Here is a 15,313-nt window from a genome sequence, read left to right as displayed (position 1 = left end):
TTTAGGTATTAATTGTGACTAATATAAATAAGTAAATCACCTTTTTCAACAAAAATTTCAACTTCATTTTTAGAGGCTTTATTTCTAGTTCCAATGCGTTCTCCAAAGGTAAGTGTTTCATTTTTAAGAGGGTATAGCAATCCTTCTGTGACAATTCCGCTAGCCGTTGGAAGTGGAATTAATGAGACGTTTTTCCCAATTATATTCGTTAAATAGATGCTTTCTTCTATAAAAAAGTATTTACCAAAGTCATCAAAAAAAGTAATGTTTAAGCCAATCTTCCATTGCAATGCGGTACTAATATTTCCTAAAAAATGGTCATGTTCTTTTCCGCTGCCACCATACACATCAATAGTATAAAATCCGCGATATTTTAAAATTTGTAATGCTTTTTCAAAATCAGTAAAGTCTTGATTGGGAGTGTTTATAACTTCAACAGAAGTTGGGATTCTATTTATAGAATCAAAATCTCCTGTTACTAGATCTGGAATGATATTATTCGCTTCAAAATAGTTATATGCACCATCAATAGCACAAACAATATCGTATTGTGATAAATCTGGTAAACTTGTAGGTTTTGAACCATTCAGTAAAATAAATGCCTTTTTCGTTTTCATAGATCACAAAAATAGCAAAAAAGAACATTATTTAATTAAATTAGAAAAAATAGAGTGTTTTTAGTTTTTAGCTTTGAAAGTTTCTATTCGTTCTTTGTGATAATCACTACCACTTATTTCAAAAGCTTTGTTTGCATATTTTAAAGCTTTATCATATTCTTCTAGAGATTCATAATAATCTGCCATTGACTCATAAGAATTTGGGCTGTTCGGGTAGTATTTTACACCTTTTTCAAAAAATAGTTTAGCCTTTTTGTTATCACCCATTTGCATGTTCATATAACCATAACCTATAAATAGTTCTTCAATCATTGGGGGAAATGCATAGCCAAAATTTTCAGTATATATTTTCTCTTGTTCATTTAGAAGTTTTTCCAATTCTTCGACTGATGTTTCAGGATTGTTATATTTTGGAGGGTTTTTAAATTGGAACCAATTAAAAAGAAAAACCATTCCATCCATCATAGAAGGCAAAGGAACCGTTCCGTGTAAATCTTCAGGATACACTTTCCAAGAAAAATTCAATCCATTTTGTTTTTGAGCTGCTGCAAAATTTGAAAATTCAATAATTGAGCGACCAAACAGACTAAATTCTGAGGTGTCTTCCATTATATTATCAATAGTCACTTTTTCATTCCACATATGTAACTGTTCTGCAGCTAATGAAACAAAAAGCGATTTTCCTTTAAAACTTTCTGTTGATAATTTAGTTTTAGCTTGCTTTAATAATTTTTGATTATCCCAATCTAAACTAGGATCAATTGCGATATAATTATTAAATAAATGAGCATGATTGATCAATATATTAACTGTAAATAATCCACCATAGGAATGGCCAATTAGTGTTCTGTAGGGAGTTGTATGAAATTTGGAGTCAACATATGGAATTAGTTCTTTTTCAATAAACTGCGTAAATTTATCAGCACCTCCAGTAGCTTTATTCATTTCAGCGCCACGCCTCATTTTAATTTGTGAAGTGGTTAAATCTCTCATTCTATTTTTGCTGTTTGAAACTCCTATAAGAATCATATCTGGTAAATAATGTCCTAGATAATTGTTATAGACGGTTTCCAAATTATTTCTCAAGGAAAAACCATCTAGTAAATAAACAACAGGATACATTTCGTTACTTTCTGGATTGTAATTTTCGGGTAATTGTACCCAAATATTTTTTGATTCATTTAAAGTTTCAGAATAAATACTATCAGTAATACTTAGTTTGATTTCGTTGTTTTGAGAACTAATAATTTGGAAACTTGTAATAAATAGAAATACTATTGAGTTATAAAGAAAGTAGTTTTTCATTTTAATGTTTTTAAAGTTAGTAAGAACGAATTGTTTTTGAGTCGTAAATTTATAGTTGGAATAGACATAAATACTTATAACAAAAAGCCTTTTTAGTGTGCAAAATAACTAAAAAGGCTGATAAGTTTATGATTTTACTTATTTAATATATTCAAAATAATGATTCCTATTCTAGCAATTAAGAAAGCAACCATTCCAAATAATGGAGAAAGTATAGAAACTTTAATTCCACCTGCTAACATGGCAGGAGAAATATCGCCAGCTACACTAATAGCATCAAAAGCTTCAATAAACCCAATCATTTGTCCTAAAAAGCCCCAAACTAAAACAAATAAACTAATTGAACTAACCAAAGTAACAGTTTTATTTCTTGTTGTTGGTTTTATAAAACCTCTTATTAGTAATGCAATAATTACAATTAAAATAAAAAGTGTTGTGTACATAAAAAGTGGTCCGCCCTCATTTAATCTATCAATAAAAGGGTTTCCAGAAAGTGAAATAAAGTTTTGTAAAACTAATAACATAATAATATTTTTAAAATTAATAATTCAAATGTATTTATTTATCTAAACAGAAATATATAATTGCGATTAACAACAATATAGTCACCGTATTTGACAGATTTAAACTGTATTTTGCAAAAAGAAGCTAAAAACTTGTAAAAAACCGTACCTTTTTCTGTATCTATCGCTAAATTAAATTATCTTTTTAATTTATTTGCAATTTGCACGTTATGATTTCTAAAGATACTTTACTTAAGTATATAATTACCATAATTAGCCATTCAATATTTTGGATTGCTATTTATTATTTTTATGCATATTTTTTAGGATATGGAAGCTCAAATGTCGCATATGTGAATTTATTTTCGGGCTTTCTAATGCCCGTTACCATATTAATTAGTTATTTTTTAATTTATTATTTAATTCCAAATTACTTACTTACGAAAAAGTATAAATATTTTATTTTATATAGTGTTTATGCTTTTATACTTTCAGTATATGTGATTATTTTATCCATTTTATATGGATTGATTTATTCTGAAGCTTATAAAGAGGTTGGTACAGCTCCACTTACTAAAACATTACCGTTTATAATATTAGGTGTTTATTTTGTGGTGTTAATTGTAGTTTCTTTAAGTTTAATTGTGCATAACTATAATTCTATTGTTAAAAATGAAAATTTAAATAATAAAATTTTAAATGCGCAACTAGAGCTCAAAGAACAAGAGTTAAAGTTTTTAAAAATGCAGATTCATCCTCATTTTTTGTTTAATTCGTTAAATACTATTTATGGTTTTGCTTTAAAGAAAGGCGATGAAGCACCAGAAATGATTTTAAAATTATCTAATTTATTAGATTATATTTTATATCAAGTCGAAAAACCAAGTGTTTTGCTTCAAGATGAAGTTAATCATTTATTAGATTATGTATCTCTTGAGAAAATGCGTTTTCATGATACGCTGGAAGTAAAAATTGAGAGAGAAATTGAAAATGAAAACTCACAGATTACTCCTATGATATTAATTCCATTTGTTGAAAATGCGTTTAAACATGGTGCAATTGTTAAAGGAAAATTAAGAGTAACTATGTTGCTTAAAACGAAGGGTGATAAATTATTTTTTGAAATTATGAATACGTCAATAAAAGATACTAATTTTGAAAAAGGAATTGGTCTTGAAAATATTAAAAAAAGATTAGAAATGCTCTACCCAAATGCACACAATATTGAAATTGAGCAACGTGAAAATAGCTTTACAGTTAAGTTGACAATTCGTAATTTAAACATATTGAATAATGAACAAAATCTGTAACTGCATTATTGTTGATGATGAGCCAATGGCGCGGGAAATTTTGGAAAGCCATTTACAAAAAGTTGATGCAGTTCATGTGGTGGCATCTTGTAAAAATGCTGTTGAAGCGTTTAATCAAATTAATTTAAATAAAATAGATTTAATTTTTTTAGATATTAATATGCCTGAAATTTCAGGGCTTTCTTTTGCAAAATCAATCAATAAAAATATCAAGGTAATTTTCACAACCGCTTATAGAGAGTATGCCATTGACGGATTTAATTTGCAAGTAGTAGATTATTTGTTGAAGCCAATTTCGTTTGAACGATTGTTGCAAGCCGTAAATAAATATTTAGGTGAAAATAATGTAGTTGAAGTTAGTAATACGCCAGAAATTACACCCGAAAAAAATGACTTTATTTTTGTACGAGCCGACCGGAAAATGGTTAAAATAGATTTTTCAGAAATAAATTACGTGGAAAGTTTAAGTGATTATGTAAAAATTAATTTGATTGACAAAGTAATTGTTACTAGAGAAACTATTTCTAACATTGAAGCTAAATTACCAAAGAATATTTTTATGAGGGTTCATAGATCTTATATTATTGCTATTACTAAAATTGATTCGTTTACCAATGAATTTATTGAGGTGGGCTCAAAGGCAATTCCAATTAGTAGAAGTTATAAAAAAGATGTACTGTTAAGGTTAGAAAATGTTTAGTGAAAACTAGTATATTTACAAAAATTTTTGTTTTGACTGAATCCGATTTCATTTTATCAAATTTCGATAGTACAAAAGCTTCAAATGGAAGTGTAACTTGGAAAACTCCTAGTAATATTGCATTAGTAAAATATTGGGGGAAACAAGAACCTCAAATACCTGAAAATACTTCGATTAGCTTTACATTAGACGCTTGTTTTACGATAACTACATTAGAATATGTAAAAAAGGAAAACAATACAAATAATTTTAGTTTTGATATTTATTTTGAAGGAGAAAAAAAGGAAGATTTTAAACCAAAAATTCAAAAATTCTTTGAAAGAATAGAACAATATATTCCGTTTATAAAAGAGTTTGATTTTGTAATTAAATCTAGAAATTCTTTTCCGCATAGCAGTGGAATTGCATCTTCAGCAAGTGGAATGAGTGCTTTGGCTTTGTGTATTATGAGTTTGGAGAAAGAATTAAACCCAACAATTTCTGAAGAATATTTCAATAAAAAAACATCATTTTTAGCGCGTTTAGGATCTGGAAGTGCTTGCAGAAGTATAGAAGGAGAATTAATTGTTTGGGGAAAACATGATAACATTGAAGGGAGTTCTAATTTATATGGAGTAAAGTTTCCTCATAAAGTTCATTCTAACTTTAAAAACTATCATGATACTATATTATTGGTTGATGAAGGTGAAAAGCAAGTTTCAAGTACGGTTGGTCATCAGTTAATGTACAACCACCCGTTTGCGAAACAACGATTTGAACAAGCAAATGAAAATATTTCAAAAATTTCAAAAGTGCTTCAAAATGGTAATTTAAAAGAGTTTGTTGCAGTTGTTGAGAGTGAAGCTTTGAGTTTACATGCAATGATGATGACAAGTAACCCTTATTTTATCTTAATGAAACCCAATACATTGAAGATTATTAATAAAATTTGGGAATTTAGGGCAAAGACCAATTCTAATATTTGCTTTACGTTAGATGCTGGAGCAAATGTTCATATATTATTTCCTGAGCAAGAAAAAGAAATTGTTAACAATTTTATAACTAAAGAGTTACTTAAGTATTGTCAAGAAAATCATTATATTTGCGATAGAATTGGAAATGGGGCCAAATGGTTATCCAATAATTAAACATATGAAAGGACCACTTTTTTACGCCAAAATATTATTGTTTGGAGAATATGGAATTATAAAAGATTCCAAAGGCCTTGCAATTCCTTATAATAGTTATCAAGGAGCTTTGAAAAAATCAGATGAAATTTCTGACCTTGAAAAAAAATCTAATGAAAATTTAGAAAAATTTTACGAGTATCTTTTAACTCTTGAAAGTAATAAGTTAGTTAGTTTTAGACTTACTGAATTTAGGGCAGATTTAGACGAAGGCATGTATTTTGATTCAAGTATACCACAAGGTTACGGTGTTGGAAGTTCTGGTGCGTTAGTAGCATCAATTTATGATAAGTATGCCAATGATAAAATTACAGTTCTTGAAAATTTAACAAGAGATAAACTTTTAAAGCTGAAAGGAATCTTTTCACTTATGGAATCTTTTTTTCACGGAAAAAGTTCAGGATTAGATCCTTTAAACTCTTATTTAAGTATCCCTATTTTAATCAATTCAAAAGACAATTTAGAAGCAACCGGAATTCCATCTCAAAAAGAAGGGAAAGGAGCTGTTTTCTTATTAGACTCTGAAATAATTGGTGAAACTGAGCCAATGGTGAACATTTTTATGAATAAAATGAAGAATGAGGGCTTTAGAAAAATGCTGAACGAAGATTTTGTTAAGCATACGGATGCTTGTATTGATGATTTTTTACATGGAAACATAAAATCCTTATTTGGAAATGTAAAAGAATTATCGAAAGTAGTGTTTGATAATTTTAAACCAATGATTCCACAACCTTTTCATAAAATTTGGCAAAAAGGAATAGATTCTAACGACTACTATTTGAAATTATGTGGTTCAGGAGGTGGAGGATATATTTTAGGTTTCACCGAAGACTTTGCAAAAACGAAAAGAATTTTAAAAGATTATAAGTTAGAATTAGTTTATAGATTTTAATTTACCCGTAAACTTGTATCATACGGTTTACATTTAATTATTTTTCTTACGAATGGATTTATTAGAAATTTCCAAAAAAAATACTAAAAAAAATATTCCATTATATATTAAATTGTTGAGCCTGTTCTCAGTGATTAGAGGATATAATATTGTATTAATCGTCATAGCTCAATATTTAGCTTCTATTTTTATCTTTTCCCCTGAGAAATCTTTAAAATACGTACTGCTCGACATACAATTGTATTTCATAGTACTATCAACTATTTGTGTTATTGCAGCTGGATATATTATCAATAATTTTTATGATTCAGAAACCGATAAAATTAATAAGCCTATAAAATCTAAAATCGATTCTATTGTAAGTCAAAGAATTAAACTTCAATTTTATTTTTTATTAAATTTTATTGGGGTGGCTATTGCCTTACTAGTTTCTTGGAGAGCCTCCTTATTTTTTGCAGTATATATATTTTTAATTTGGTTTTATTCTCATAAGTTAAAAAAGTATCCTTTAGCGGGTTTATTCTCAGCAGCAATTTTAGCAATTTTACCATTTTTTGCAGTTTTTGTATATTTTAAAAACTTCTCGGAAATAATTTTTACACACGCGGCATTTTTATTTTTTATACTCTTAATTAGAGAATTAATTAAAGATTTGGAAAGAATTAAAGGTGATTTTATTCAAAACTATCAAACAATAGCTGTAAAGTATGGAGAACATTTCACGAAAATATTAATTTCATTTTTAACAATTTTAACATTAAACCCAATTTATTTTTTGCTTAAATACCCCGAAATAGGAGGGATGAAATACTTCTTTTATGTAAGTATTTTCGTACTTATAAGTTTTGTAATTGCTTTGTGGAAAAGTAAAAGCCAGCGCAATTATGTAAGGCTACATTTAATATTGAAGCTATTAATTATTGCAGGAGTATTTAGTTTAGCTTTAATTGATTATAATGTAATTATAAATAAAATATTGATGAAATAAAGTAATTGTTAGGTAATTTATCATTAGAATAAATTACTTTTGCAAAAAATACAAAGAATGAATTCAAATAAAAACTCGTCGAGAGGACGACACCAGAGTAAAAAAAATACACAAAATACTTCAAAACCAGGTTTAGATAGCAAAAAGAAATTTGCGAAAAACTACAGACCTAAACCAATTTTAAAAAGAAGTAAATCTACTTCTACTAGTGAAGCTTCTGGAGCAAAACAAACTAAAACAACAGAAGGTAATGAAGGTATTCGTTTAAATAAATACATTTCTAATTCTGGTATTTGTTCTCGTAGAGAGGCTGATGTTTATATTAAAGCAGGAAGTGCTTCAGTAAATGGTAAATTAATTACTGAAATGGGCTACAAAGTAATGCCAACAGATGTTGTTAAATTTGATGGCTCTACAATTAGTCCTGAGAAGAAAAGATATGTATTACTAAATAAGCCAAAGAATTTTATCACAACAATGGATGATGATAGAGGACGTAAGACAGTTATGGAATTAATTGCAACTGCCTCAAAAGAACGAATTTATCCTGTTGGTAGATTAGATAGGAACACTACTGGTCTATTGTTATTTACAAATGATGGTGAATTGGCAAAAAAGTTAACACATCCGAAGCACAATATCCAGAAATTATACCATGCTTCTTTAGATAAGAAATTAGCAATGAGAGATTTGCAAAAAATTGCAGAAGGTTTTATCTTAGATGAAAAAAGAGTGTTGGTTGATGAAATTTCATATATACAAAATCAACCAAAAAGTGAGGTTGGCGTTAAAATTCATTCTGGTAGAAATAGAATTGTAAGACGAATATTCGAGCATTTTGATTATAGTGTTGTAAAACTAGATCGTGTAATTTTTGCGGGCTTGACAAAAAAAGATTTACCGCGAGGACATTGGAGGCATTTAACAGAGTTAGAGGTTAGTAATTTAATGATGCTATAAGTTCTTTTAATTATAAAATACTTTAGAAAAACCAAGATATATCTTGGTTTTTCTTTTTTATAATTTTGATAGAAATAAAAAATATTTGTTCTTGTTAATTTTATTTGATGATAGAATTATTTTTTTATATTTGAGTTCATATAAAATTTGAATGAACTAAAATTTTAATTCATAATTAATAGAATTGTTTTGAAGAGAATAATTGTCGATTACAAAAAATTAACAACAGAAATACTTAATCTATTAGTAGAAAAATTCCCTGATGGTTATGGAATTAGAGATATTGTAAAATTTACAAATCATAAAGGGAAATATGTTGAAGCCGTTGAAGTATCTACCGATGATACCATGTATTTAGTTAAAATTAGTGATGAATTAGTAGATAGTATGGAAAATCACGATGATGATGATGACGATGATCTTATCAATTCTGAAATTCCTGAAGAAGTTGATTTGAAAGATATTGATGATGTTGACTTAGATGATGATGACAAATAAGATAATAATTTAATTTCAAGTTATTTCATAAGGTTAGATTACATATCTTAATCTAAATGTAATAAATCGAGGCTGAATAAATGTTTCAGAGGATTCAACAAACAGATTATTTGCATTATTATTTAGACGAGAATCTATATTTAATAAATTTGTAGCTCTAATTTCATATTCCCATTTAGCATCTCTATCTTTTCTATATGACAATGATGCATTCCAAGTTTCAAATGAATCACTATCTCCATTTTCTATTCTTTGATTATTATACGTATAATCTGTTCTAAAAGTGACTGAATTCCAGATATATGCGTCAAAATCTATAGAAGGAGCATTGGTATAAAATATGGTTTTATTAGTTCCTTGATTATTTGTAGATATGCTGTATCTATAATTAACACTAACATTTGGAGCTATTTTAAAATTAGTACGTAATCCTGGAGTATAGCTTTGTGTAAATCGTTCATTAACAGATTGTCTGTTCTGTATAAACTGATTTAATTTACTGTAGTTGAAATTAGCATTAAGAGTAGCACGTACTTTTCCAAAAGTTCGTTGAACTCTTCCAAAGGCTGAAAAATTTTCATCTGCAAAGCTAGAATTAAAAAAGGTACTAGTTGTAATTACGTTTTCAAAATTTGTTAACCCTCTAATTTGGTCAATGTTTTTAGCATAGGCTAAACGAGCAAATACATTGGTGTAATTAAATAAATTAAAGCTTGAATATAATAAATTTAGATTGTGTGACAAGGCATTTTGAAGTTCAGGTTCTCCAAATTGAATACTGTTAAAGTTATTTAAAACTAATCCTTGTGCAAGTCTAGTGACATCTGTAAACTGATTTTGCATGTTATATCTAAACGTCAAACTTTCACTTTTCTTAAGTTGAATTCTGGCTTCAAAATCAGGTAAAATTCTAACAAAATTATCGTTATATTCTTCTCCAAATTGACTGTTTTTATTTCCGTATTCATGAAGAGAAAAACCTGGAGTTATAGTAAATTTCCCTGTTTTTACTCGATAATGAACACCTAAATATAAATCGCTAAAGTTATACTCAGTATCATTAACCGCTCGTCCATTGTTAAAAGTTGGGGTAGGATCAAATGTTGAACCATCCTCTAAAAATTGAAATATATTCGAGTTAAACTCTTGACGGCTTAAAATTGTTCCTAAAGTTAAATTTAAATTGCTCGTAGCATTTATGATGTAATAATAGTCAAGTTTGGCATCAAGTTGGTTCGATTTTATGCGCCTATTTTGTCCTAAATTATAATTATTTAAATTTCCATTCAATCCTAAGGCATCTGCAGTTGTATCAAAAGCATCTCTATCATCAGGTTCAAGTTCATCATTATTATCAGGATTATTAACCAATAAAGCATTGTAAAAAGGATCTTCATCTTTTATTACATGTTGTGCCTCAAAAGCAAAAATATTTTTTTCATCTAAGGTATAGTAATAATTAAGATTTTGGTTGATGCTAAATGGAGTTGTTTCATCAATTTGATTTGTGTTTCCTAAAACTGAAGATGAAAAAAGTTGATCTTGGGTGTCTTTTGAAATTCTACCCAAAATATCATAGTCTAATTGATTGTTTACATTCGGTTTAAACGATGCACTTAGTTTCAGTAAACCTTGATCAGATCGTTCATCGCTTGTTTGTTCTGTTTGTTCATCTGGAATTCCTAAATCTGAATCTGTAAATTCTCTAAAACTTATTTGTCTCGAAGCTATACGGCTACTATTATATATTGCAAATCCACTAATATCTAAATCTCTATTCGGTGAATAACTAAAATTTGTAGCACCTAATTTGTTCTCAACTTTTAGTGCATTATTTTGATTTGTTAAAAAACCGAGACTGTTATTTCCTAGATTAATATTTGTTCCACTACTTCTGCTTGGTGCCCTCGCTCCAAATCCACCGCCAAAGTTTCTTAAATCTCTTCGAGAAAGACCTACCTCTCCAGTATTATTTAAATCACCTAATAAGTTAAGGCTAAATTTAGGGCTGTAATAAAACAATTTTGGTTGTGCTAAATATAATTCCTCTTCTGGTGAAGATCCTGCTCCAACGGTAACATTACCAAACCAAAAATTTTCTTTTCCTTTTTTTAGTTGAATATTTAATGCAAAATTATCTTGATTATTTGTTACTCTGCTTAATTGACCAACTTCTGAATAGTTTCTTAAAACCTGAATCTTATCAACAGCATTTGAAGGTATATTTTTTGTAGCTATTTTGGTGTCACCATCAAAAAAATCTTTACCATTTACCATTAATTTATTTACAACTTTCCCTTCAACCTCTACTTGCCCTTCTTCATTTATTTCTACTCCGGGAAGTTTTTCAAGTACATCTTCCAATTTTCGTTCCGAGCCATTTTTAAAAGAATCTGCATTGTATACAAGGGTATCTCCCTTTACCCTAACAGGCATTTCGTAGGTTAATTCTATGGTATCTAAAGTATTGTCAGATGTTAATGTAAAATCTCGCGAGATATTTTCTTCATTGACAGTTATAATTGCATCAACATTTTTCAATCCAATGTAGCTAATTTGAACTTTGTATCTATTATTTTTACCTAAAGAAAGGGCAAAATATCCTTTCTCATTGGTAATAGCATAGGATTCCAAGGCTTTTGTTTCTTGGTTTATAGCAATAACATTTGCTAATTCTAACGCGTTACCAATGCTATCTTTTACAGTACCTTGAAATTTAATTTGAGCTATTGCTGTATTTGCAACAATAAAGAATAATGCAAAAAATAGATTTTTCATATGAAGGAATATTATGTAATTAAATGAGAAATATTAGAAACTATATTACCTTCTAGCTCTTGATCTGCCTCGGTTATCTCTCATTTCTTTCATCTTTCCTGTGATGATTTCTTTATACTCCATCTTAGCAACAAGTTTTCCTTTTTCAGGAGCTTCAATTTTAGTTTTTTGCTCAGGATTCATAACTATTTTTGAACAAAGCATAGTTGTATTACCAATATTTACTTCTAAAATTAATCCTGGAAGTCCCCAAAATTCGGATGGACCTTGGCTCACTGGAATTTGTGGTGAATACCAAGCTACAACTTCAGTCATTTCAATTTCTTTTTCTTCATTTTCTTCAGTTGAAGCACTTTGTCTTATGTCATTCCAAGAAAAGTTATACCAATTAAGTTCAGAAGTTGGAATAGAGGCAGTTGCTTTAAAACATGTGTAATTTCCAATCTGTTTGGTTTCACTTTCCATTCTCCAATCAATTTTTTGCAAATTATCTTTAACTAAAAATTGTTTTCCATAAAATTCCTGGTTTTGAACAAAGGAATTTGTTTTTACATTTTTATATTGATTACCTGGTGAAAAGTTCTTTCCCCAAGAATCTGTAGCTCCAGACATAGCATCAAGCTTTTCATCTTCTTCAAAAATAGATTCTTCCTTATTAAACGTTAATACATACGTTTTTTCTAACCTGTTTTTTAGATTGGCTTGGATTTGTTTTTTTTGAGCCTCACTTAATCTAGCTCCCCAACTACCAAGTTGCATAGTTGATTTAGAAAAATAATAAGCCTTTCCTTGAAAATCTTGCGCTGTAATAGCAACTGAAAATAGAAATATACTTAAAAAAGTGTAAACTAATTTTGATGAAAAAATGTACTTCATAATGATATTTTAGTTAAACTGTTTAACAAAAGTACTATAAAGTTAGACAAAAACAATTTGTTGGGAAAAAATTAACATTTAACATATTGAAAAATTACGGTTATCATATTTCTAAAAACTTATGTTAAACCTTTTAGTTGTTAGGAATTTATATGAATACTACAGCAAATTATCTATTTTTAAAAGGGGTAAATTTATTTTTAATTAATAATTGTTGTCTAATTTTCACAAAGAATTTTATCATTAATTTGTTATTTTAATGAAATTTTAAAAATGCTATTTTAGTTTTTTAGTGGGGTTATTGCACGGATAATTAAATTTATAAAGTTTATTCGTTCTCCAAGTTAAGTATTGATTGCCTCTCTCTATTAATGCTTAATTTAGTGACATCAGGGCGAGAGTAATGTCCAACTGAATCAAAATTCTGGCGTTCCTCCAACACCCTATTAAAATCAATTGTTTCAATAATTAATTCTTCCTTATTAATTACTGGTTCTACAATCCATTTCCCATCAGGACCAGCAATACAAGAGCCTCCATCAGTTAAAAAATTTGGTGCATTTTCTAATATTTTTTCTAGGTGTGGAGTGTCATCAGGAAAATCTTCTTTTCTCATAAGACTAGAAACTGATATCACAAATGATCTTGCTTCTAATGCAATAAATCGTGTAATATCAATGGTATTTCTTTCACTTCCAGGCCAAACTGCTATATGAAGATCTTCCCCTAAGCCATATAAAGCGGTTCTGGCTAATGGCATCCAATTTTCCCAACAGTTTAATCCTCCAACAGTAAAATTTTTCAGAGAATGTACTTGTAACCCATTTCCATCGCCTGGGGCCCAAGTTAATCGTTCATCGTAAGTTGGTTGTAATTTTCTATGTACCGATTTAATTTCACCAAGTTGCGAAATGTATACCAGCGAGCAATAAAGACTATGACCACCGCGATTAGTTGCTCTTTCAATAATCCCTAAATATATTGCAATATTGTATTCTTTTGCTAGTTTACAGATAGCATCCAATTCTCCTTTTTCAATGATAATTGAGTTTCTAATGTAATGTGCGTGTAATTCTTTTTGTACGTTAGAATTCCAATCAGCTCCATTCGTTAAAGATATCCAAAATGGGTAACCAGGGAGTAATGCTTCTCCAAAAACTATCAGTTCACAATTTTGTTTCCCAGCATCTTTTATTGATGCTATTACTTTTTCTATTGTTTTTTCTTTATTCAGCCAAACCGGAGAAATTTGGGCTAGCGCTACTTTTAGCGTACTTATTGATGTTGACATAGATATAAATTAGTTGTTATGTAAAGTAATTCAAAAAATGAAACGAAAAAGAATTTTCAACAACACTAGAAAACCACCTTACACATTTAAATTACCAATATAAGAAAAGTGAAAGGAAAATACCAACTACTATGTTATAGCTATTGTTGAAGTTTTATTACTTTTCTAATTCCTTTTCAATCAAAATAATTATTTTGGAAGTGTCGTTAAGCAAACTATCTAGTTTATCTAAGGCATCTTTGTTAATCCAAAAGTGAACTGCTGCATTGTTTATATATTCCTCTTTTTTAGCTCTTAAATGGTTGGCTTGATTTGTTAAAGATTGTTCTCCAAATAAAAAGGAAGATACGGGTTCAAATTTCATAATATTATTGTTGTATGAAAATGGTGCATCAATTGGAAGTGCCCATTCCGTCCCAATTCTAATCCATTCTGCAGCTTGTTTATGTTTAGCATAATGTTTTACCAATTCATCACGAAGTTTTGTATTTCTAATGTCTTTTAAATTACCTGTGCTAGAAAGGTCGTCAAAAGTTGAGGTGGAAGATGTAAAAATAGGGTAGATGCTGCCATATTTAAAATATTGGTTTGTAGCTGTAACAATTTTCTTATCTGATACGTTGTTAGAGTTTAAAACCAATGAAAGATTTTTAATAGTTTCAATTCCTTTTTCTAAATTTAAAATATTAGTTTTAAAAGTATTGATATCTTCTTTGTTCTCAGTAAGCAAGCGTTTCAAATATAAATTCTCTTGTATATTAGACTTTCGATTCTCATTCGCATTATTAATTTGAAGTGCAATCAAAATTCCAATAACTACAAGTATAATTTCACCTATGGCATATATCAAATATTTACTGAATTTGTTTTCAGTTAGAAGTTGCTGTCTAATTTTTCTAAAGAATTTTATCATTCGTTTACGTTAATTCTAATAAAGAAAATTGTTTTTGTTTCTAATTTTACAATCTGAAAATTTGAAATGATTTTTTGGTTTATTAAATAGTTTTTCTTTCCAAATTTATTTCTGATAAAATTAAGTATATATTTTTAAATTCAAATGATTTTTGAAATACTGTTCAAAGGTTTTATTCTTTTTTTGCACTAGGCAATAAAAATTTAAAACTACTTCCTTCTCCAACTTTGCTTTCAACCCAAATTTTCCCGTTTTGTTGCTCAACAAATTCTTTGCATAAAATCAACCCTAAACCAGTTCCTTTTTCGTTGGCAGTACCGTTATTTGAAAGTTCGCAATCAATTGAAAAAAGATTGTTTAAATATTTTGTTGGTATTCCTATTCCAGTATCAGATACTACAAATAGAACTTCATTTTGAGTATTTTTAATTGCTATTTTAACGGTTCCTTCTGGATGTGTAAATTTTAACGCATTTGTTACTAAATTTCTTAAAATGGTGTGCAGCATATGTT

15 protein-coding genes are annotated in these 15,313 nt (G+C 28.6%); 7 read left to right on the top strand and 8 right to left on the bottom strand.

The window, feature by feature from the left end; all coding sequences use genetic code 11:
- Window positions 1-8 precede the first annotated feature (8 nt).
- The 3 genes from HKP59_RS04880 to HKP59_RS04870 all read right to left on the bottom strand — a co-directional run bounded on the left by HKP59_RS04880 (window position 9) and on the right by HKP59_RS04870 (window position 2,446).
- Window positions 9-617: a thiamine diphosphokinase gene (locus tag HKP59_RS04880; protein ID WP_291804061.1), complete on the bottom strand. Its 609-nt coding sequence runs from the start codon at window positions 615-617 to the stop codon at window positions 9-11.
- Window positions 618-677: 60 nt separating this feature from the next.
- Window positions 678-1,922: an alpha/beta hydrolase-fold protein gene (locus HKP59_RS04875; protein ID WP_291804060.1), complete on the bottom strand. Its 1,245-nt coding sequence runs from the start codon at window positions 1,920-1,922 to the stop codon at window positions 678-680.
- 134 nt (window positions 1,923-2,056) lie between these two features.
- On the bottom strand, window positions 2,057-2,446 hold the full coding sequence (locus HKP59_RS04870) for a MotA/TolQ/ExbB proton channel family protein (protein WP_291804058.1): 390 nt from the start codon (window positions 2,444-2,446) through the stop codon (window positions 2,057-2,059).
- Between the two features lie 209 nt (window positions 2,447-2,655).
- Here HKP59_RS04870 and HKP59_RS04865 point away from each other — a divergent pair, with 209 nt between their 5' ends.
- From HKP59_RS04865 to HKP59_RS04835, 7 genes are all read left to right on the top strand, one after another.
- Window positions 2,656-3,735: a histidine kinase gene (locus HKP59_RS04865; protein WP_291804056.1), complete on the top strand. Its 1,080-nt coding sequence runs from the start codon at window positions 2,656-2,658 to the stop codon at window positions 3,733-3,735.
- On the top strand, window positions 3,719-4,435 hold the full coding sequence (locus HKP59_RS04860; protein ID WP_291804054.1) for a LytTR family DNA-binding domain-containing protein: 717 nt from the start codon (window positions 3,719-3,721) through the stop codon (window positions 4,433-4,435). The genes HKP59_RS04865 and HKP59_RS04860 overlap by 17 nt, the downstream gene beginning before the upstream one ends.
- Before the next feature lie 32 nt (window positions 4,436-4,467).
- Window positions 4,468-5,562, top strand: a complete 1,095-nt coding sequence (locus tag HKP59_RS04855; protein ID WP_291804052.1) for a diphosphomevalonate decarboxylase — start codon at window positions 4,468-4,470, stop codon at window positions 5,560-5,562.
- A gap of 4 nt (window positions 5,563-5,566) precedes the next feature.
- The gene (locus HKP59_RS04850; RefSeq protein WP_291804051.1) at window positions 5,567-6,496 is read left to right on the top strand and encodes a mevalonate kinase; all 930 of its coding nucleotides are present in this window, start codon (window positions 5,567-5,569) and stop codon (window positions 6,494-6,496) included.
- Between the two features lie 52 nt (window positions 6,497-6,548).
- Window positions 6,549-7,484: a geranylgeranylglycerol-phosphate geranylgeranyltransferase gene (locus tag HKP59_RS04845; protein WP_291804049.1), complete on the top strand. Its 936-nt coding sequence runs from the start codon at window positions 6,549-6,551 to the stop codon at window positions 7,482-7,484.
- 57 nt (window positions 7,485-7,541) lie between these two features.
- Window positions 7,542-8,444: a pseudouridine synthase gene (locus tag HKP59_RS04840; protein WP_291804048.1), complete on the top strand. Its 903-nt coding sequence runs from the start codon at window positions 7,542-7,544 to the stop codon at window positions 8,442-8,444.
- Between the two features lie 189 nt (window positions 8,445-8,633).
- A complete protein-coding gene (locus HKP59_RS04835) occupies window positions 8,634-8,942 on the top strand; it encodes a hypothetical protein (protein ID WP_291804039.1) in 309 nt (102 codons plus the stop codon).
- 33 nt (window positions 8,943-8,975) lie between these two features.
- Here HKP59_RS04835 and HKP59_RS04830 read toward each other — a convergent pair whose 3' ends face one another.
- The 5 genes from HKP59_RS04830 to HKP59_RS04810 form a co-directional block, all read right to left on the bottom strand.
- Window positions 8,976-11,720, bottom strand: coding sequence for a TonB-dependent receptor (locus tag HKP59_RS04830; protein ID WP_291804036.1), 2,745 nt, complete (start codon window positions 11,718-11,720; stop codon window positions 8,976-8,978).
- A gap of 45 nt (window positions 11,721-11,765) precedes the next feature.
- Window positions 11,766-12,596 (bottom strand): GLPGLI family protein, encoded by an 831-nt coding sequence (locus HKP59_RS04825; RefSeq protein ID WP_291804033.1) that lies wholly within the window; start codon window positions 12,594-12,596, stop codon window positions 11,766-11,768.
- A 328-nt stretch (window positions 12,597-12,924) separates the two neighbouring features.
- Entirely contained in the window at window positions 12,925-13,887 is a 963-nt protein-coding gene (locus tag HKP59_RS04820; protein WP_291804031.1) for a carbon-nitrogen hydrolase family protein, read from the bottom strand.
- A 157-nt stretch (window positions 13,888-14,044) separates the two neighbouring features.
- Window positions 14,045-14,800: a DUF6090 family protein gene (locus HKP59_RS04815; RefSeq protein ID WP_291804029.1), complete on the bottom strand. Its 756-nt coding sequence runs from the start codon at window positions 14,798-14,800 to the stop codon at window positions 14,045-14,047.
- Between the two features lie 172 nt (window positions 14,801-14,972).
- Window positions 14,973-15,313 (bottom strand): ATP-binding protein (locus tag HKP59_RS04810; protein WP_291804027.1); only part of this gene is annotated, 341 nt, incomplete at its 5' end.

The sequence above is a fragment of the Lutibacter sp. genome (assembly GCF_013041805.1).
In the GTDB taxonomy this organism is placed as follows: Bacteria; Bacteroidota; Bacteroidia; order Flavobacteriales; family Flavobacteriaceae; genus Lutibacter.
Note: the sequence above shows the minus strand (reverse complement) of the source record. Positions and strands in the feature narration are given on the sequence as shown.